Genomic DNA, 21,191 nt, shown 5'->3' with positions numbered 1-21,191 from the left:
GTTCTTTTTTATCAATGTTTATATTTTAGCGCATTTATGTGTTGAAGGGAAGTTTATTATATGTAAAAGCTATTTAATCTGACATGTTAGTAACAATTTTTATGCAATAAAACGCCAATAACATCAAAGTTATTGGCGTTTAAAATCGTGTTTAAAATCATTTTTGCTCGGTATTTTTTGCTTTTTCATTGAATGCTGTGATGTGTTTATGCACTTCTTCTGCAACATTCAAAGGGACACCGGCTTCTTTAATTTCTTCTACCGATGCTTCTTTTAATTTTTTCATGGAGCCGAAGTGTTTAAGTAATTTTTTCTTGCGACCGGGTCCTACTCCTGGGATGCCGTCAAGAATGGATTGGAAGCCTGTTTTGCTGCGTAGTTGGCGGTGGAATGTAATAGCGAAACGGTGGACTTCATCTTGCATTCGTTGTAATAGGTAGAATTCTTGGCTGTTTCGTTCGAGTGGGACTATTTCAAGTGGGTCACCGAATAATAGTTGGCTAGTACGGTGTTTGTCGTCTTTTGCAAGTCCTGCTACTGGAATATCTAAGCCTAGCTCATTCGTTAGGACATCTTTGGCACTATCAATTTGCCCTTTACCACCATCAATTAAGATTAAATCCGGCATTGGTAGTTCTTCTTTAAGTACTCTCCAGTAACGACGTCGAATAACTTCGCGCATTGTTGCGTAATCATCAGGTCCTTCTACGGTTTTGATTTTGTATTTACGGTAATCATTTTTACTTGGTTTGCCATCGAGGAATGTGACCATCGCGGAAACTGGGTCTGTACCGTGAATATTCGAGTTATCGAAAGCTTCGACGCGTGACGGTGTTGGGATTCCCATTGCTTCTCCAAGCCGTTCAACTGCTCCGACTGTGCGTTCTTCATTACGTTCAAGTAGCATAAATTTTTCGTTTAAGGCAATTTTCGCATTTTTGTATGCAAGTTTTACGAGATCTTTCTTATTTCCGCGTTGTGGTACGATGATTTTTGTGTCAGGAACGACCGCTTGAACGGCTTCGCTATCGACATCATCTGGTAAATAAATTTCTTTAGGCGGAATATGATTGGCTTTTTGGTAAAATTGACCAATAAATGTGAGGAAATCTTCATCTGCATCATTATAAAATGGAAACTGGGAGACATCGCGCTCAATTAGTTTCCCTTGACGAATGAAGAATACTTGGACGCACATCCAGCCTTTATCAATGGCATAACCAAAGACATCACGGTCAACGAAATCGTTCATCGTCATTTTTTGTTTTTCCATTGTTGTTTCGATTGCGTTGATTTGGTCGCGGAATTCACCCGCTTTTTCGAATTCCATATTTTCAGCTGCTTCTTGCATTTTCTTCATTAAATCATTTTTGACAGTTTTATAGCCGCCATTTAGGAATGCGACTATCTCGTCTTGCATTTCTTTATACTTACTTGCTTCCACGTCAAATACACACGGGGCAAGGCATTGTCCGAGGTGATAGTACAAACACACTTTATTTGGTAGCGTACTGCATTTACGTAATGGATACAGTCGATCTAAAATACGTTTTACTTCATTAGCAGCATACACATTTGGATATGGACCAAAATATTTCCCTTTGTCTTTTTTTACTTGACGGGTAATAATTAGGCGTGGATGTCGTTCGTTCGTGATTTTAATAAACGGATAAGTTTTATCATCTTTTAGGCGAATATTAAAACGAGGATCATGTTTTTTGATCAAATTGATTTCTAGTAGCAAGGCTTCTACGTTGGATGATGTTACGATATATTCAAAGTCCACAATTTCTTGAACTAAGCGTTGCGTTTTACTATCGTGTGTTCCTGAAAAATAGGATCGAACACGATTTTTTAAAATTTTTGCTTTCCCAACATAAATAATGGTTCCTTGTCTATCTTTCATCAAATAACAACCAGGTTGGTCCGGCAGAAGCGCTAGTTTATTTTGGATATGTTCAGAAGACATTTTATCAACTCCAGTTACACATTTAAAAAGAAGCTTAGAATGTTTGTTCTAAGCTTCTTTCATTTTAGCATAATTTTAAACGTATTTGTTGATGACTTCATCCAGTTCTTCTTTTGGACGGTAGCCGATAATTGTTTCTACTACTTCGCCGTCTTTTTTGATAAGAAGTGTTGGAATACTCATCACACCAAAGCTTCCTGGTGTTTCTGGGTTTTCATCTACGTCCATTTTGACGATTTTAAGTGCTTCGCCGCGTTCTTCTTGTATTTCTTCTAAAACTGGAGCCACCATGCGGCAAGGACCACACCATGTTGCCCAGAAATCTGTTAATACTAAGCCTTCGCTAGTTTCTTGTTCAAATGTTGCATCTGTAATTTCTTTTACCATGATTTAATTCACTCCTTATGACTTTCGTACACACAGTATAGCACCTAGACCTATTTGGAGCCATGTTTTTGCTCAGTTGTTTACTTGAACTCAACAATCGTTACGCCATTTCCGCCTTCTGCTGCTGCGCCAAAACGGATTGATTTGACCATGCGGTGGTTTTTCAGATATTCTGTGACCCCGGTTCTAAGGGCACCAGTTCCTTTACCGTGTATAATGGCAACTTGAGGATATCCTGCGAGTAGTGCTTCATCTAGATATTTGTCGACTTTTTGTAGCGCGTCTTCATATCGTTCGCCGCGTAAATCGAGTTCGCTTTTAGCTGGAGAACCACTACTATGAACGGATGTAATGATACGTTGTTTTTTTGGTTTTTCTGGTTGAATGTATTCTAAGTCAGTAGTTTTGATTTTCATTTTGATGATGCCGATTTGGACGTTCCATTCTTTATCGCTAATTTTATTTAAAAGTGTGCCTTTTTGGCCAAGGGAGAGGACACGAACATTGTCGCCTTCTTGGAATACATGTGGTTTTTGTTTTGGCGCTTGTGGGATGGTTTTGTTTATTGTTTTTGGTTTAGCATTCCCAAGTCTTGTTTTGGCATCGATAAGTTCATGTTCTTTGATTCCTGCTGCTCCGTTTAATTGCATGGTGCGCAATTCGTGGATGATTTCTTCGGCCTCGGCTTCGGCTTTTTCCACAATAGTTGCTGCTTTTTCACTCGCTTGTTCGATTAATTTATCTTTTTGTTGATAGTAGTTGCTGATTTCTTTTTGTAAATCTTTTAAAAGGTTATCAGCCCCGCGAGCTAATTCACGTGCTTCCTCATACTCGGTTTCCGCTAAGTTCCGTTTCTCTTCTAGGCTGGAAATCATATCATTTAAATCGGCACTTTCGGTATCGACAAGGCTTCTTGCTTCAGTGATAATATTTTCGCTTAATCCTAAGCGGCGTGAAATATCAAAAGCATTACTTCGACCGGGTACACCGATTAATAATTTATAAGTTGGGCTAAGTGTTTCGACATTGAACTCAACAGATGCATTGGTTGCGTGAACGCGATTATATCCATATGCTTTTAGTTCCGGATAATGGGTCGTCGCAACAACACTTGCACCTTTTGCATGGCTTGCATCAAGAATGGCGATTGCTAAAGCCGCACCTTCTTGTGGGTCTGTTCCCGCTCCGAGTTCATCGTACAAAATAAGCGATTTCTGATTAACATTTTCCAAAATGGAAACAATATTCGTCATGTGAGACGAGAACGTACTTAAACTTTGTTCGATGGATTGTTCGTCACCAATATCGGCAAATACATGCTCAAAAACAGCGATAGTAGAATCTTCTTGCGCGGGAATTTGAAGTCCAGATTGTGCCATGAGTGTTAGTAATCCCAATGTTTTCAGGGTAATTGTTTTACCACCTGTATTTGGACCGGTGATAACGATGGTAGTGAAATCTTCGCCTAAATAAATATCATTCGCTACAACTTTCGCAGCGTCTAAAAGCGGGTGGCGTGCGGCGATTAAATGGACGACACCAGCATCACTCAAATGCGGTGTTACAGCTTTCATCGCTTTTCCGAAACGTGCTTTGGCGAAAATAAAATCAAAGCGCCCGAGGATGAAAGTATTATGATGAATTTCATTAATCCAAGCAGCTAGTGAAGCAGAAATTTCAGCAAGAATGCGTTCTATTTCTTGTTTTTCCTTTGCTTGAAGTGCTTTTCGTTCGTTGTTTAAATCCACTACACTTTGTGGCTCGATGAAAAGCGTTTGACCGGAAGCAGACTGGTCATGAACGATACCACCATAATGACCTTTGTATTCTTGTTTAACTGGGATAACATAACGATCATTTCGAATCGTAATAACCGCATCGCTTAACATTTTAGAGGCATTACGATCGCGCAAATAAGATTCTAGTTTTTCACGTACGCGGTCTTCGGTACGGCGGAGTGTTCGGCGAATCGTACTAAGCGCTTCACTCGCAGTATCTAACACTTTCCCGCTTTCATCTACTGAAATCGCAATATCCTCTTCTACTTCTTTTAGTACTAAAAGTTCATCCGAAAGGGCGCCGAGTAAAGGCAATTCGACACCGATTTCCAGTAAATCGTTCATAAAATTCTTCATTTGACGGCTAACGCGCAAGTTACTACCTATTTGGTAAATTTCTAGCCCGTTTAAATCGCCACCAATCTCTAAACGTTTCAAATGTGCAAAAACATCTGTTAGACCAGTAATTGGCGCACTTCCCCGTAAACGAATAATCTTGGCTCCTTCTTCTGTTTCAAGTTGCGTTTTTTGAACTACTTGAAAATCAGTTGCTGGAGCGAGTTCCAAAATCGCTTGCTCCCCCAGTGACGAAGAAGCAAATTCGGTGAGTTGTTTTTTTATTTTATCAAATTCTAAAATGGCTTCTACTTTTTTTTCCATTAGTCATCCTTCTTTTTAAAAGTTATTTATTCTGTAAAAAATGTTTAAATTCAGCTGCTGTTTTCGTATTTAGAATGGCCGATTTGTCGAGCCAGGCTTTTGTAGCAGCTCGAACGCCAATAGACATGAAATCAAGGTGCTTCGTGTCGTGCGCATCTGTGTTAATCGCAATCGGTACCCCGGCAGCGTGTGCCATTTCTAAATGCTCACGGTTTAAATCAAGACGTTGCGGATTGGCATTTAATTCTAGGGCAGTTCCTGTATTTTTCGCTAACTGGATTAGTTCTTTCATATTAACATGATATGGCTTTCTTTTCACGACAATTCTACCTGTCGGATGCGCAATCAGACGCACATATGGATTTTCACAGGCCGTTTTTAATCGCTTCATAATTTCTTCTTCTGATTGTTGGAAACTGGAATGGATGGATGCGATAACAAAATCCAACTGCTTCAAAGTCTCATCATCAAAATCAAGCGACCCATCTGCCAGAATATCCATTTCAACGCCGGAATAAACATCAATTTCCGGATAATTAGCTGCTATTTTTTTAATTTCTGCTTGCTGCTCCAATAATCTTTTTTCGTCCAGACCATTAGCTACTCGCAAAAATTGCCCGTGATCTGTAATAACCATGTATTCATATCCTTTTGCGATACATGCTTCAATCATTTCTGGAATCGCGTAGGCTCCGTCCGACCAAGTTGTATGCATGTGCAAGTCCCCGCGAATATCGCTTAACTCAAGGAATTTTGTATCTTTCGTCACGCGCTCAATTTCTGTACCATCTCGGCGAACTTCAGGTGGGAGAAACGGAATCTTAAAATGCTCGAAAAATGCTTTTTCCGATTCAAAGTGACGAACACTTCCATCTTCTTGCTCGACTCCATACTCACTTATTTTTTCATTGGATTGTTTAGCTAATTGGCGCATTTTGATGTTGTGATCTTTAGAACCCGTAAAATGATGTAGTGTCGTTGCAAAAGCTTTCTTTTCTACTAAACGGAAATCCACGGAAATGGTAATATTATCTTCTAATACAGCTGATACTTTTGTTTCACCAGCTCCAATAACGTCCGTAATTAATGGAAATGCCAGTAATGCTTTTTGAACTTCTTCTGGTTTTTCCGTCGCAATAACATAATCTAAATCTTTCACCGTTTCCCGCAATCTGCGTAGACTTCCAGCTTGAGCAAAAGTTTCGATTGGAGCAATATCCGCAAGATAAGCTTCTACTTTTTGAATGATTGGTAAAACATCATTTAGCGGATATCTATCAGGGCGCTCACCCATTTCGCGCACTGCTTCGGCCATTTTTTCAGCAGACTTTTTACCAAAACCTTTCAATGCTTCGATATGACCATTTTCTGCTTCTTGGAGTAATGTATCTTTATCCACCACACCAAGCTCATGATAAAGACGCGATAATTTCTTGCCTCCTAGCCCTGGCACATCTAAAAGTGGAACGAGACCAGCTGGTACTTCTTTTTTAAGCGCCTCAAGTTCTGGACATTCTCCGCTATCTAAATAACGTTGGATAATTTCGCCCGTTGTTTTTCCGATGCCACTAATCTTCGTAAAATCATCAATTTCAGATAAACTTCTACTATCTAATTCAATTGCTTGTGCAGCTTTGCGGAAAGCAGATATTTTAAAGCTATTTTCTCCTTTTAATTCCATATAAGTGGCAATTTCTTCGAGTAAACGAATAATTTCTTTTTTATTAGTAGCCATCTTTATTCCTCCCTGTAAAATCATTAAAAAATACCAGAGAAATCCTATCCAAAATTGGCTAAGAGTATACATCTGGTATCGAATGTTTCTTTTATTTTGGCAGAATGTCTGTCATCCAGTCATAAAATTGTTCGGATAAAATTGGCGTGTTTTCAAGCATCCACTGGGCAACCGTTGAGCTATCAATAAGGTTTTCAGACCAATTCGCCGGGTAAATTGCCATGATGAACAAGACAACAAAAATAATTAAGTAGGACTTAACAACACCAAAAACAGCTGCTAACAATCCATTAATTTGGCGCAGGACTGGAATCTTAGTCAAGCCGCCAACAAGTGATGCAAGCATATGAACGACAATGATTGCGACAATAAAAATAATCGCAAATCCAAGTACGTTATAATAGGCCGTTTCTGTTCGTAATTCTTGTAAAATAATGGATAATCCATCTGCAGTATCACTACCTGGATAAGGTATAAACGTTAAATGTGGCGCTAAATCTTCGTAATACGTATACGAGATAAAAAACGCCAAAATATAACCTAATAATAAGATAAGTTGTTTGATAAGGCCTGTTCTAAATCCTGCGAAAAAGCCGCAAACAAGTAAAATTAAAATAATCGCATTTAAAATCATTAATCTCTTCCTTTAATTCGAGCCAGTTCTTGCTCTAACTCTAGATATTTTTGTTCTAGTTTTAAGTAATCGTGTGTCGCATTCACAGCTGTCAGTACAGCAAGCCTACCACTATCTAGTGCATGATTTTGGGAGCCGATTTCGTGCATTTTTTCATCGACCTCGCGAGCTACTTTACGTAAGTGGTCTGTTGTTTCTACGCCAACAATCGTATATTCTCTACCGTAAATTGTTGTCACTACTTTATTTCTCTCATTTGCCACGTATATTCCTCCTCGCCCAAATTCATTTAGGCCGCTACTTGTCATAATCTTATCACGAAAAAGCAGGAAAGAAAAGAGTCAACCACCCGTTTAGCCGATATTCAGTCTTTCGTCGTAGTATGTTACAATAGAACTTTGAAAGGATGATGCCTTATCGCAAATACAGTTATCTTAGTCGATCAACCAACACTTGAAAAAATGAAACAAACATATCTCCCATTTTCTAATCCAAAGCTACCACCAGGAGCTGTTTTCGCTGCAAAAAAAACCGGTGTTTCCATCACTGGCTACAAGTCGCGCAAAGTGATGTTCCAAGGAGTAAACGGAGAAGTAGAAGCAAAAAAATGGGTGGCGACTCTTCCAGAATCAAAAACAAAAGCACCTTCCGTCTCTAAAGGAATTCTTCCGGCAAACTTCGCATCAAAAAATGTCATTGGTTCAGATGAAGTTGGCACCGGTGATTTTTTTGGACCGATTACGGTTTGTGCCGCATATGTGGACGCCGAAATGATGCCCCTGTTAAAAGAGCTAGGTGTAAAGGACTCGAAAGCAATGAAAGATCCAGAAATTTGTCGTATTGCTGAGAAAATCATGCCACTTGTTCCGCACAGTGTGCTGCTTTGCCCTAATCCTAAATACAACGAACTCCAAAAAAGAGGCATGAACCAAGGACAAATGAAAGCTTTACTACATAACCGCGCGATTGAAAACGTCTTGAAAAAGCTCGCACCTGTCAAACCAGAAGCGATTTTAATTGATCAATTTGCTGAAAAAAATACGTATTATCGCTATTTAGCAAAAGAACCAAGCATTATTCGAGAAGATGTGTTTTTTGCGACAAAAGCAGAAGGATTACATCTTTCCGTCGCTGCTGCTTCGATTATTGCTCGTTATAAATTTGTGCAAGCTTTTGATGCGATGTCAAAAGAAGTTGGCATCCCACTTCCAAAAGGCGCAGGACCTCATGTGGATGCTGTTGCAGCGGAAATCATCGAACGATTTGGTCTGGAAACATTAGCGAAATATACAAAACAGCATTTCGCTAATACAGAGAAAGCATTAAAAATGGTTAAAAAGTAAAAAAACATCTCGTCAATAAATGGCGAGATGTTTTTATTTATATAGAAGGAATTTGCCAATCAATTGGTTTTACACCATTTTGTTCTAAAAATTGATTCGTCTTAGAAAAATGTTTGCATCCCATAAAACCGCGCGATGCTGAGAGTGGACTGGGATGTACGGATGTAAACGCAGTATGTTTCGGATTTGTTAACAATTGCAACTTTTCTTTCGCATTGTTTCCCCATAGTAAAAAGACTACGGGCTCTTCTTTTTGGTTAATGATTTCAATAATGCGGTTTGTTAGTATTTCCCAGCCTTGTCCTCGGTGTGAGTTGGCTTGACCGGCGCGAACAGTTAGAACCGTATTTAATAGTAGCACTCCTTGATCTGCCCACCGTATCAAATAACCATTGTTTGGAATCTCACAATTCAAGTCGTTATGTAATTCCAAATAAATATTCTGCAGTGATGGTGGAATCTGCACTCCTTGTTGAACGGAAAATGAGAGCCCGTGTGCTTGACCTGGTCCATGATATGGGTCTTGACCGAGTATTACCACTTTGACATCCTTACAAGCGGTATATTTTAACGCATTGAAAATGTCGTACATATCCGGAAATACTTTTTTCGTTTGGTATTCTTTTTTTAGGAACTGGCGAAGGGTTAAATAATACGGTTGGTTAAACTCATCTTTTAGTAACTCATCCCAGTCATTTCCGAGTTTTATCATGATTTTTTCCTCCTTCATTCATCTAACTATATCTTAGCAAAATAGTCTTTGGAAGCAAACTAAAAACCGCATCCCCTTTTTTAAAGGAATGCGGTTTATTATGTTATTTTTTCGGTGGTACGTTTTCTTGATGGTCGCCTTTTCTTGTAATAAATGGCCACCAGTTGCCACGTCCGAATAGTTTAACCATTACTGGAACGAAGAGTGGTAAAATAACGACGGCATAGAGTACTAAGCCGATTAAAACGACCGTCGCAATTTCGAGTAAGGAAAGCACGCCAGCTGGCATCATTGCGGCGAATGTTCCACCGAGGATAATGACCGCTGAGAAGATAACGCCACCCATATTTTTCATGGCTTTTATCATTCTATCGCGTACAGAAAGTCCGTTGTATTCGTTAAATCTTGACATCAAGAAGATCGAATAATCGATACCGAGCGCGACGAGTACTACAAATCCGAAGAACGGTGTTGCCCACGTTAGACCACTGTATCCAAGAATTCGCATGAAGATAATTTCTGCGAACCCAAGTGCAGCAAAGTACGTTAATACGAGTGATGCAATCAGATAAATTGGCATTACTAGAGAACGCAAGACGATAACAAGTGTCACGAAAACACTCGCTAGAACGATTACAAGAACCAAATGATAGTCAGCTGTTGACATATCTCTCGTATCGTAATTGGCACTCGTCATTCCACCTATACCAATTTTCGCATTTTCCAGTTTTGTTCCTTTCATGCTAGCTGAGAGTTGTTCATTAATGTCATCAATTGAATCCATCGCTTCATTGGAATATGGATTTTTCGTCAAAATCACATTAATCGTTGCCAGTTTTCCATCAGAAGAGATGTATTGATCTAATACTTTTTGGAAATCAGCATTTTTTAGTAGGGCATCCGGTACATAAATTCCGGAACTTGCGTAAGGAACTTTTGACCAATCATCGATAAGTCCATTCGCTGTGTTTAGCCCACTTTCTACTTTACCTAGGCCGTCTGCGCCAGAAGTTAAGCCATCTGTTAATTGACCCATTTGACCGCTAATGCCTGCAAAGCCATCTTTTAGGGCACCTTGTCCAGCAGCGATTTGCGTTAGTGCATTAGAGATTTCCGGCATTTTGGAAACAACTTGTCCTTGACCATCTGCGGCTTGATTGAGACCTTTTTCTAATTGATCAAGTCCTGTTTCGATTTGACCAAGTCCTGTACTAAAAGCGCTAAGTCCATCAGAGATTTGTTTGGACTGCTCGTTTAATTGATTCATCGCTGTTGCGAGTTGTTGAATACCTTGATTTAGTTCTTTCATTTTTGCTTGAAGTGCTGCCATTTGTTGTCCAGCAGAGGTTTTCAGTTCGTTACCAGCTGTTTCTAAGCCTTGAATATCTGCGGCTAGTTTTTGGAAACGAGGGTCATTTCTCACTTCTGGATGCGCTGCTGCGAACGCTTGGAAAGAAGCACCAATTTTTTTGAATTGCTCTTCAAGTTTGGAAGTATCAATTGCTTGAGAGCTAGGGTCTTCAAAGCCTTTTAGTTGGTCAGCTACGTTTTGTAGGTTTTTCTGAATTTCTACGTATCCTGCTTGGATTTGCGCTTCTCCATTTTGTAACGTAGCTAGTTGTGATTTGGCTTCTGCTACGCCTTGTTTTAAATCACCAGCACCAGTTGCTCCGCTTTCAATGCCTGTTTGGATTTGTGCGAGTGCTGTTTGTAGTTGGTTAATTCCTTCTTGTGTTGCGACAGTGCCTTTTTGTAAATCGCTCACTCCTGCAACAGCTTTATCCAAGGCGGGCTCGGATTTTTTGAGTTCTGAACTTGCTGAATCTAGTCCTTTTTTCACTTCCCCTACGCCATCAGTTGCTTGACCAACACCGTCATTTACTTGTCCGGCTTGGTTTTTAATGTAAATGTCATCTACCCGTTTTCCGGCTGGACGTGAGGCACTCATAACCATATCGATGCCTTTTAAATGAGATAAATCATCGGAAATTTTTTCAATTTGCGCGATGTAATCTGTAGTTCGCATATTATCGTCATTTTCGATAAAAATTTGTGTTGGCGCTACTTGGCCTGCTCCGAAACTGTCCGATACGATTTCAAAACCTTTTTTGGAAGGATATTTGTCACTAATTTCGTCTAATGAGTTAAATGATTCTGTTCCTGTATGCAATAAGATTGGCGGCAACGTGATAGCTGCAACGATTAATAAAGCAATCCACGGTCTTGCAAAAGTGAATTTACCAGCAGCGCCCCAAATTTTATTTTCTTTATGGCTAATATTTTTATTTAACGGCCAGAATAAATGGGTTCCGAGTGTGCTCATAAAGAATGGTACGAGCGTGTACAACGCGGCAAGTAAAACGACAATCCCAACGCCGACTGCTACTGCGGAACGATATAAATCAAATTGTACAAAATATAGCGAAGTAAATGCTACGAGAACAGCTACACCACTATAAATGACTGTTTTTCCTGCTGTACGATACGTTGCATGAACAGCTTCTCGTGGATTGAGACCGGCACCCATTTCTTCTTTAAATCGACTCATTAAGAGAATACAATAGTCTGTCCCAATTCCGAACATAATACAAACCATAAAGATTTGCGTGTATGTAGAGACTGGGAAATTAAAGATATCAATTAAGAATGCTACCGTGCTTTGCGCAACGAGGTAACTAATTCCCACTGTTACAAGTGGAATAAACGGTGCCACTGCTGAGCGGAATACAAGGAATAATACAACTAAAATAAAGACAACGGTGATGCCTTCTGTTTTATGTAAACCGTCTTCAGATCCTTGAACTACATCTTCTTGAATTAGTTTATTACCTGTTAAATACGTATCAACACCATTTACATCCATTTTCTTATCTAATGCGTTACGTATGCTTTTAACCGAGGCATCCGTATCATCTACGGTTAAACTTGCTACCATTGTTTTACCATCTTTTGATAAGAACTTATCTTTAAGTTCTGGTTGGTTAAAACTAGATAACACGTTTGTTACATGAAGTTCGTCTTTATCTTTTTCGATAGAGTTGAGTGAATCCTGAATATCGTTTAATTCTGTTCCAGTTAACTTATGGTCGGCAGTATAAACAGCGATGTAAGCTGAACCCTTGTCATCTGGATTATGTTTCTTTTGCATTTCCGTTGCTAGTGATGACGGATAGCCATCAGGCAGCTTTAATTCGCCTTTTTCGCGTACAAGATCTGCCATGGGTGGTGCAATAATCATTAGTACGACTGCTGCTGCAAGCCAAAATGCTAAAATGGCCCAGCGGAGTTTCATAATCCATTTCATGCCAAATCTCTCCTTTTATTGTCTAGGCTCAACAACCGACTTGGTAATCTTTTGAAATAATTCAAAAAATTGTTCGCTGTCCTTTTCCCCTAGTATTTCGAGCCATTCATTCACGAGTAACTCTAATTGTTTTTCGCATTCTTCGTAAACGTTATTCCCTTTTTCTGAGATAGTTAAAACTACGGCGCGTTTATCTTGTTGGTTTCGTTCTCGTCTAATGTAGCCTTTTTCTTCTAATTTTTTCAGTTTAGGTGTAATAGCGCTCTTATTTACTGCTAAAGTGGCTGCTAGTTCTGTTGCGCTAATACCATCATAGGTAGCAATCTCACGCAAAACAAAAAACTGCTCAATGGAAAGGTCTACAGTACTTGCTGAAATTTCTGAAATAGCTTGATGTATTTGATTCATCGCAAATATGTATGTTTGTTGGTAACTTTTTATCAGTTGTTTTACTTTTTGTCTTTCCAAATAAAGTTCACCCCCTTAACTATTTTTCAGTTTAAGCTTTATTTATTTTTAAGTCAAATGAAAAGAACTTGCCGATAAAAACAAGTTCTTTTCATCATCACTCAACTGATTTCAGTGCTTCAATCATGTCGATTCGTTTTAGTTTAATGTGCATGACAACCATTACAACAGTTGCAAAAACGAGGGTGAGTATGCCGGAAAATAGGTAGCTTGTCCAACTAATTGCCGGACTGAACATCATTTGATCTACCTCTGCTGTGGTGATGATAAACCGGTGCAAGAAGAATCCAAGGACAAATCCAGCCGCAATGCCCATTAAGGTTAAAATAATATTTTCCCGGTAGACATACATAGTCACTTCTTTTGGATAAAACCCGAGTACTTTGATAGTAGAAAGTTCTCGTATCCGTTCTGAAACATTAATATTTGTCAGGTTGTAAAGCACGACAAACGCAAGTAATGCCGCAGACGTAATGAGTACCACGATAACAATATTCAAACTATCCAAAGTTTCATTTAACAATGAACTAACATTATTGGAAAAAGTAACGTTTAAAATGGCTTTACTATCTGTTAATTTTTCCGCAAAATTGCTCTCTACTTTTTCAGAGGTATCTTTTAACATTAATAAGTCTAAATTGTAGGTAGGTTTTTCTTTAAATACTTGTTGATAATATGATTTTGTCATATAAATGTAGTGCATTGCATAGTTTTCAGTAATGGCACTGACTTTTATTTGGAATTTGTCATTTTCAGCGTTTTTGACGGTAATTGTATCGCCTGGTTTTACGTCAAATAATTTAGCTAGTTTTTCCGTAATAATCGCACCATCATCGGTGAGTTTTTCGGTTGTATGACTGGCACGGTCGCGAAGCACAATGTAATCTGGTAATTCATTCAAATTTTTAGGGACAATAATGGATGTAGTTTGAGCTGATTGTCCTGATTTTACGGTCTCAATATTTGTTTGAGACATAGCTAACTTGCTTTTGATATTGGAGTCATTCATTATTTCATCAAAGGTTTCTTTGGCAGCTGGTGGTGCGCTCATGTCTTGATAAATAGCTGCATCATATTTCATAATTTGGCCATATTGCATTTTGGCGATGTCACTAATTGAATTCCGTAATCCAAAACCAGTAAGAATTAATGCGGTACATCCAGCAACTCCTAGAACCGTCATGAGCATTCTTTGTTTGTAGCGGAATAAATTTCTCGCAGTCACTTTGCTTGTGAAGTTCATTCGTTTCCAAATAAAACTAATTCGTTCTAAGAAAATCCGTTTGCCAATTTTTGGTGCTTTGGGACGCATTAATGTTGCTGCATTGGCGCGAAGTTCGGCACGACAAGCTACATAAGCAGTAAATGTTGTACAGAATAACGCAACAAATAAGGATAGCAAACTGTAGCTCCAGTAAAAGCCAATATCCACTGGTGGCATTTCATACATCGATTTATAGGCGTTAAAAATGATATTCGGGAAAAACTGGAATCCAATTAATATTCCAAGAACGCTCCCGATTATACTCGCGGTAGAACCATATACGAGGTATTTCAAAATAATGCTACCATTAGAATAACCAAATGCTTTCAACGTTCCAATTTGTGTTCTTTGTTCCTCTACCATCCGCGTCATCGTCGTCAAACAAACGAGCGCAGCGATTAGGAAGAAGAAAATTGGGAATGCGGTTGATAACGAGGTTAAACGATCTGCATTTTCTTTATATTCGCTGTAGCCTGGATTGTCGTTTCGATCAAGGACATAATATTTTGGAAGTTTGAGCGCATCTAGTTTTTCTTGACCGATTTTAACCTCTTTTTCGGCGCTAGCTAGCTTGCCTTCTGCTTTTGCTTTCTCTTTTTCAAACAAAGCGAGATTTTTTTCGTATTCCGCTTGACCTACGTTTAATTTAGCAAGTGCGCTTTGTAGTTCTGTGGAACCTGTTTCTTTTCCATCAGCGAGTTGTTGTTTTGCTTGCGAAATTTTTTCTAAACCTGCTTGATATTTAGCAAGACCTTCTTGGTAGGCAGTTTTTGCTTGTTGAAGTTCTTGTTTTTTTGCAGCTAAAGTTTGTTCGCCTTGTTCTATTTTTTGTTTTTCAGCGTCTAAAGTGGCTCTGGCGGATTGGTATTCATTTTCAGCGTTACCAACTTGCGCAAGTGCCGCGTTTAAGGCTTCCCTAATTTCCGCATCACTAATATTGCCATTTTCATAATCATCTAGTAACTGATTCATCGCATTTTCATATTCAGCGCGCTCTGCACTTGATAAATCAAGTTCTGATGCAAGCATTTGAAATGAATTTGTTAAGCTGTTCCGGTCTAGCTCAAAATCAGTTAAATCTGGTTGTTTTAAAGCATTTTCTAATGTCGACTTAGCACTTCGCAAATAACCATTTGCTGTATTAAGAAGATTATTGGCATCTTCCCAAGCCGCTCTACCTTCTTCTAATTCCATCTCAGCTTGTGAAAGAGCTGTTTCGCCTTGGTCAATCTGTGTTTTTGCGGTATCAAGTTGTTTTTTTGCGCTTCTTAGTTCTGCTTCACCGTTTGCAATCTCTGCTTCGCCATGCTTGATTTTGGCGTCATAGCTTGCTTTGGCAGCATTATATTCAGAAAATCCTTCTTCTAATTGTGCTTTGGCATTTGCAAGTTTAGCTTCATTTTCCTGTAGTTCTGCTTTTCCTTTGTTAATTTCTGCTGTTGCATCGTCTAATTTCTTTTGTTCCTTCGTCTTGATTTTATTTAATCTTTTTTCTGGTTGGTCTGCTAAAGCTTTTTCGACGCTTTTCTTATCTTTTTCTTCGGTGGATACATATTCGTCACTAAAAGCTTGTTTTGCTGCTAAATTGTTAAAAGTAAGATTAGCAATAGTGTATTCTGGTAAATCAAAATCCTGTTCTGGAATCACACCAAAGGCATCTGTTTTTCCTTTTCCAACCGTGCTCGAGCCACGTTCAGATTTCTGGATGTAAGCTGGTGAGCTAACGAAGCCAACTACTTTATAAGTTGATTTTTTTAGCGTGTTAGTTAACTTATTTCCATCACTTTTAACAAAAGTTACTTCGTCGCCGATTTTGACATTTTTATGAACAAGGTCATTGTCATCCAGTGCAATTTCCCCTGATTTTTCTGGTAAACGGCCACTAGCTATCTTGTATTGATTTAAATTATCGCTTTCAGAATTGGAAAATAGTTTCGTTACGATATTTTTATCTTTCATTAAAGTATCTGCTGTATATCCGAGTTCCACTTGTGCGACACCAGATATATCTTCAAGTGCTTCCTTGTCCGTCTCATCTAGTCCATAAGTAGATTGCACGTTAAAATTAGCTAATTCATACTTATTAAAATAATTGTCGGCTGTTAGAAGCATATCGGGTCCAGTTGCTTTAAGTCCGGAGAAAAAAGCAACACCCAACATAATCAGCATAAAAATGGAAATAAAGCGGCTCTTAGAACGCCATATTTCGCGGTAGATATCTTTCCATAAAGCTGAACGTTTCACTGGTTGCTCCTTCCTACCATTCTAAATCATCAATCGACATTGGTTCTGGATTTTCTTTGATGCTGCGAACTTTTGCATTATTAATTTCAATAATTCGATCTGCAATTGGCGTAATCGCTGTGTTATGGGTAATAACAATAACGGTTGTTCCCGTGTTACGGCAAGTTTCTTGTAATAATTTTAAGACTGATTTTCCAGTATCGTAATCAAGTGCCCCGGTTGGCTCATCGCATAAAAGCAGTTTCGGTGCTTTAGCAAGCGCACGTGCTATGGCGACACGCTGTTGTTCCCCGCCAGATAGTTGTGCTGGAAAATTGTCTAATCTGTGACTTAATCCAACTTGAGTTAAAACAGTTTCTGCGTCTAATGCATTTGGCGCAATTTGGGCAGCTAATTCTACGTTCTCTTTAGCAGTCAAATTGGGTACCAAATTGTAAAATTGAAATACAAAGCCGACATCTGTTCGCCGATATTTGGTTAATTGTTTTGCATTATATTGAGCAATATCCTGCCCATCTACCATAATTTTGCCTTCACTTGCACTATCCATTCCACCAAGTATATTAAGTACAGTGGATTTTCCGGCTCCAGAAGGTCCGACTATTACAACAAATTCACCCTTTTTTATCCCGAAAGTGATTTTATCATTTGCCGTGACAACGTTCTCGCCCATTTGATAGTATTTAGATACATCTTTCATTTCTACATAGGTCATTTTTCTCGTCCTTTTTTCTCTGGCATGTGCCATCATTATAACATGTGTTATTTAAGTAAGTGAAGTACTAAAAAAGGAAAGACTTCCACTATTTTATAAAAAACAAAAAAAGAACCAAACTAGTTGAAAATGTTTTCCAGCTAGCCTAGTTCTTCTTCATTTAACGAATAATCGCATGTAGTTTTTCTTGTAATGCTTCTATTACTTTATTGGTTGCTTTTTGTACATCTTCTTCGACTAGTGTTCTTTCGCTATCTAGGAAAGTCAATGTGTATGCGAGCGATTTTTTATTTTCGCCAAGACTCTCCCCTTCGAAAATATCAAATAGCTCGATATCGACAAGTAACTTTCCGCCGTGCTCTTGGATTACTTGAGAAATTGTTGCATGGTCGGTATTTTTATCCACAAGCAATGCTAAGTCGCGAGTCATTTCTGGGTAACGTGGGATTGGATGGTACACAACTTTTTCTTTGGTTGCATCTAGTAATGCAGCTACATTGATTTCAAAGACATATGTTTCTTTTAAATCATAGTTAGCTTCTACCGCTGGGTGAAGTGCTCCAAGATAACCAATTTCTTGTCCTTCTAAAATAAGGCTGGCGGTTCTTCCCGGATGCAGTTCTTCTTTTTCTGTTTGTTTCCAGTGAAGTTCGGATTTGATACCTAATTTGTTCACTAAACCTTCGACAATTCCTTTTAAAACGAAGAAGTCTACTGGTTTTGGTGTTTTTTGCCAATCAACCGTATGCCAGTTCCCAGTAATTAGACCTGCCAAATGCTCTTGTTCAATTGGTAAATTGTCCCCTTCTGTTGCGTAGAACACGGTACCCATTTCGTAAAGTGCCACGTCCATATTTTTACGAGCGATGTTATAACTTGCGCTACGAATTAATTGTGGAACGATACTTGTTCTTAAATGGCTATGTTCTTCACTCATTGGCATCGATAATGCAACTGTTTTTTCATCAGAAAGCGCTAGACGAGTTGCATCTTTTTTAGATGTTAAAGAGTAAGTTAATGCTTGGTTAAGTCCTGCTCCTTCTAAATAAGCGCGCATGACACGACGAGCTTTTTGGCTGTCTGATAAGCCGCCTGTTGTGCTTGTCGCAGGAAGTGTTACCGGAATTTCATCGTAACCGTAAATACGAGCTACTTCTTCTAAAATATCTGCTTCAATAGTGATGTCCCAACGTCTTGTCGGCACTTCAATGATTAGAGCATCATTTTTCACTTCTAATACAAAACCTAAACGATCAAAAATTGTTTCGATTTCCGCAAGCGTAATTGCTGTTCCTAAAATGCGGTTAATGCGTGTTAGGCTTGTTTCGATTTTATTTACAGCTTTTTCACGGTTATCTACTTCTACGACACCGCCTACTAGTGTTCCGCCACTTAGTTCAGCGATTAACGCTCCGCCATGTGCAAGTGCTTTTTCTACTTTCCAAGCGTCAGAACCTTTGTCGTAACGGATGCTTGCTTCTGTACGTAGGTATAATTCGCGAGATGCTTTACCGATGGAAGAGCTGCTGAAAATAGCACCTTCTAGCGCTACTGTCGTTGTGTTCTCTGTTACTTCGGAAAATTCTCCACCCATAACGCCAGCGATAGCAATTGGTTCTACGCCATTTGTAATAACTGTATGTCCAGCCTGTAAAGTTCTTTTCTCGCCATCAAGCGTGGTAATCTCTTCTTGTTCTTTTGCAGAACGTACAACGATTTTCTTGCTACCAATTTTATCATAGTCAAAGGAATGCAAAGGTTGTCCGTATAATAAATTGATGTAGTTGGTAACATCGACCACGTTATTATGTGGACGAATGCCAGCTTTCATTAGTTTTGTTTGCAGCCATAGTGGCGATTCTTTGATTTCAATGTTTTCTACCATTTTAATAGCATAGTAAGGTGTTTCGGCTGGATTTTCAACTTCTACAGAAATGAAATCGTCTGCTTTTCCTTTTTCAGATACGTCAGGCTCGGTTGGTTGTGCTGGTTTTTGATGAATAATCGCACCAACCTCGTGAGCTACACCATTCATGCTCAATGCATCTGCGCGGTTTGGTGTGATTGCCATATCCAAAATCGCATCATCTAGTCCAAGTAAAGTGATTGCACTTACACCCGTTTCCACGTGCGCAGGTAATACATAAATTCCTTCTGCGTATGCTTTTGGTACAACTTTGCTTTCAAAGCCAAGTTCAGCCAGGGAGCAAATCATTCCCTCTGACACTTCGCCGCGTAGTTTTGCGCGTTTGATTTTAAGTCCACCTGGAAGTCTTGCGCCAACTTTGGCTACGATTACTTTTTGACCAGCGGCAACGTTTGGAGCTCCGCAAATGATTTGAACAGGTTCTGTTTCGTCTGTTTGAACGAGACATTTATTCAATTTCTCTGCATCGGGGTGGCGTTCGCATGATAAAACTTCGCCGACTACGACATTTTTCAAACTAGCGCTTAATTCTTCTACGCCTTCGATTTCAATACCTGTTCTTGTAATTGCTTCTCCTAGCTCTTCCGCCGTTAACGGGAAGTCTTGGAAAAATTCTTTGACCCAATTATATGAAACTAACATTAGATTTCCCCCGTTTCTGTACTTTGGAATTGCTTCGTAAAGCGTAAATCATTTGTATAAAGGTGGCGAATATCATCCACCGCATATTTCAACATCGCAACCCGTTCAGGTCCTAAGCCGAAAGCAAAACCGCTGTAACGCGTGGAATCAATTCCCGACATTTCAAGCACGTTTGGATGTACCATTCCGCTTCCTAAAATTTCAATCCAACCTGTTCCTTTACAAACGCGGCACCCTTTACCGCCACATTTGAAACAAGAGATATCCATTTCAACGGATGGTTCTGTGAATGGGAAGAAGGATGGACGAAGACGAATTTCACGTTCTTCACCGAACATTGTTTTTGCGAGAACAGTTAATGTTCCTTTTAAGTCAGCAAACGTGATGTTTTCGCCAACAACCAGCCCTTCAATTTGCGTAAATTGGTGGGAGTGAGTTGCATCATCATTGTCGCGGCGGTACACTTTCCCTGGACAGATAACTTTGATTGGTCCTTTAGAGAAGTCATGTTTTTCCATTGTTCTTGCTTGTACAGGTGAAGTTTGGGTACGTAGTAAAGTATTTTCTGTAATATAGAAGCTATCTTGCATATCACGAGCTGGATGATCTTTTGGTAAATTTAACGCTTCGAAGTTGTAGTAATCTAGTTCTACTTCTGGCCCTTCTGCAATTTCGTAACCCATCCCAATGAACATATCTTCCATTTCTTCAATTACTTGTGTTAGCAAGTGTTTTGTTCCAATACTCGGAGCAGTACCTGGTAATGTAACGTCAATGGTTTCTGATTTTAGTTTTTCATTGATTGCTTCTGTTTCTAAAATTTGTTGTTTGCTTGAAATTGCTTCTGTTAATGCGGTTCTTACTTCATTCGCAAGTGAACCCATTTTTGGTCGTTCTTCTGCGGAAAGTTTCCCCATTTGTTTCATGATTTCGGTCATCGGGCCTTTTTTACCAAGGTATTTTACCCGTAAGTCGTTTAATGTTTTTAAGTCTGATGCTTCGTTAATTTGCGTTTCTGCTTCATTTTTCAGCGTCTGTAACTGTTCTAACATACCGTTCACTCCTTCTTTTTAGACAAAATAAAAAAGCTCTATCCACAAAGGGACGAGACTTCTCGCGGTACCACCCTAATAAGAACAAAAAATTGTTCCCACTCAAAATTCGATAACGGCTTAGTAACCGGACCACCTTCACACATAAAGTGCTTCTCGGGGGGCGACTCCAGAGGTGAAATGTTCACAAATTCGTTTGTAAAGTGGCTTTCAGTCTATGACCACTTCTCCCTATACAGACTCACTATGCTACTTGGCTCTTTCATTGTCTTTAGTTATTTAGATAGTTTCTATTATAGTATGGTTCTAGGAAAGATTCAAGCTAAAAAATAATCTCTCCATATTGGTTGGAGAGAT

At 39.1% G+C, this 21,191-nt stretch carries 14 protein-coding genes and 1 other annotated feature; of the genes, 1 reads left to right on the top strand and 13 read right to left on the bottom strand.

The genetic code is table 11. From position 1 onward, the window contains the following. Positions 1–157 precede the first annotated feature (157 nt). From uvrC to zapA, 6 genes are all read right to left on the bottom strand, one after another. A complete protein-coding gene (uvrC, locus tag LMOATCC19117_RS06230; protein ID WP_003726544.1) occupies positions 158–1,969 on the bottom strand; it encodes an excinuclease ABC subunit UvrC in 1,812 nt (603 codons plus the stop codon). Between the two features lie 75 nt (positions 1,970–2,044). Beyond that, positions 2,045–2,356: a thioredoxin gene (gene trxA / locus LMOATCC19117_RS06225; RefSeq protein ID WP_003723853.1), complete on the bottom strand. Its 312-nt coding sequence runs from the start codon at positions 2,354–2,356 to the stop codon at positions 2,045–2,047. A gap of 80 nt (positions 2,357–2,436) precedes the next feature. Continuing rightward, positions 2,437–4,794, bottom strand: a complete 2,358-nt coding sequence (locus LMOATCC19117_RS06220; protein WP_003734676.1) for an endonuclease MutS2 — start codon at positions 4,792–4,794, stop codon at positions 2,437–2,439. A 22-nt stretch (positions 4,795–4,816) separates the two neighbouring features. Beyond that, positions 4,817–6,529 carry a DNA polymerase/3'-5' exonuclease PolX gene (polX, locus tag LMOATCC19117_RS06215; RefSeq protein WP_003734677.1) on the bottom strand — a complete coding sequence of 571 codons (1,713 nt, stop codon included), beginning with the start codon at positions 6,527–6,529 and terminating at the stop codon, positions 4,817–4,819. Between the two features lie 91 nt (positions 6,530–6,620). Next, positions 6,621–7,163 carry a CvpA family protein gene (locus LMOATCC19117_RS06210; protein ID WP_003726937.1) on the bottom strand — a complete coding sequence of 181 codons (543 nt, stop codon included), beginning with the start codon at positions 7,161–7,163 and terminating at the stop codon, positions 6,621–6,623. Further along, on the bottom strand, positions 7,163–7,426 hold the full coding sequence (gene zapA, locus LMOATCC19117_RS06205; protein WP_003740576.1) for a cell division protein ZapA: 264 nt from the start codon (positions 7,424–7,426) through the stop codon (positions 7,163–7,165). The genes LMOATCC19117_RS06210 and zapA overlap by 1 nt, the downstream gene beginning before the upstream one ends. Before the next feature lie 153 nt (positions 7,427–7,579). On the opposite strand from zapA, the gene rnhC reads away from it, so the two are divergent. Further along, complete coding sequence (gene rnhC / locus LMOATCC19117_RS06200) at positions 7,580–8,506, top strand: ribonuclease HIII (protein WP_012681263.1); 927 nt, start codon at positions 7,580–7,582, stop codon at positions 8,504–8,506. 37 nt (positions 8,507–8,543) lie between these two features. Here rnhC and LMOATCC19117_RS06195 read toward each other — a convergent pair whose 3' ends face one another. The 7 genes from LMOATCC19117_RS06195 to pheS all read right to left on the bottom strand — a co-directional run bounded on the left by LMOATCC19117_RS06195 (position 8,544) and on the right by pheS (position 20,834). After that, positions 8,544–9,218 carry a uracil-DNA glycosylase gene (locus tag LMOATCC19117_RS06195; RefSeq protein WP_003724752.1) on the bottom strand — a complete coding sequence of 225 codons (675 nt, stop codon included), beginning with the start codon at positions 9,216–9,218 and terminating at the stop codon, positions 8,544–8,546. Positions 9,219–9,321: 103 nt separating this feature from the next. Beyond that, on the bottom strand, positions 9,322–12,522 hold the full coding sequence (locus LMOATCC19117_RS06190) for an MMPL family transporter (protein WP_003734678.1): 3,201 nt from the start codon (positions 12,520–12,522) through the stop codon (positions 9,322–9,324). A gap of 15 nt (positions 12,523–12,537) precedes the next feature. Next, on the bottom strand, positions 12,538–12,990 hold the full coding sequence (locus tag LMOATCC19117_RS06185; RefSeq protein WP_003724750.1) for a MarR family winged helix-turn-helix transcriptional regulator: 453 nt from the start codon (positions 12,988–12,990) through the stop codon (positions 12,538–12,540). Positions 12,991–13,087: 97 nt separating this feature from the next. Further along, positions 13,088–16,498, bottom strand: a complete 3,411-nt coding sequence (locus LMOATCC19117_RS06180) for an ABC transporter permease (RefSeq protein WP_003730984.1) — start codon at positions 16,496–16,498, stop codon at positions 13,088–13,090. A 13-nt stretch (positions 16,499–16,511) separates the two neighbouring features. Beyond that, positions 16,512–17,213, bottom strand: a complete 702-nt coding sequence (locus LMOATCC19117_RS06175; protein WP_003721621.1) for an ABC transporter ATP-binding protein — start codon at positions 17,211–17,213, stop codon at positions 16,512–16,514. 160 nt (positions 17,214–17,373) lie between these two features. Further along, on the bottom strand, positions 17,374–19,782 hold the full coding sequence (gene pheT, locus LMOATCC19117_RS06170) for a phenylalanine--tRNA ligase subunit beta (RefSeq protein WP_003730983.1): 2,409 nt from the start codon (positions 19,780–19,782) through the stop codon (positions 17,374–17,376). Continuing rightward, on the bottom strand, positions 19,782–20,834 hold the full coding sequence (gene pheS / locus LMOATCC19117_RS06165; RefSeq protein WP_003721619.1) for a phenylalanine--tRNA ligase subunit alpha: 1,053 nt from the start codon (positions 20,832–20,834) through the stop codon (positions 19,782–19,784). The genes pheT and pheS overlap by 1 nt, the downstream gene beginning before the upstream one ends. 45 nt (positions 20,835–20,879) lie before the next feature. After that, positions 20,880–21,109, bottom strand: a binding site (T-box leader). Between the last annotated feature and the right edge of the window lie 82 nt (positions 21,110–21,191).

The sequence above is a fragment of the Listeria monocytogenes ATCC 19117 genome, assembly GCF_000307025.1.
GTDB lineage: Bacteria > Bacillota > Bacilli > Lactobacillales > Listeriaceae > Listeria > Listeria monocytogenes_B.
The sequence above is the reverse complement of the archived record's forward strand: the minus strand, read 5'-3'. Positions and strand labels throughout refer to the sequence as shown.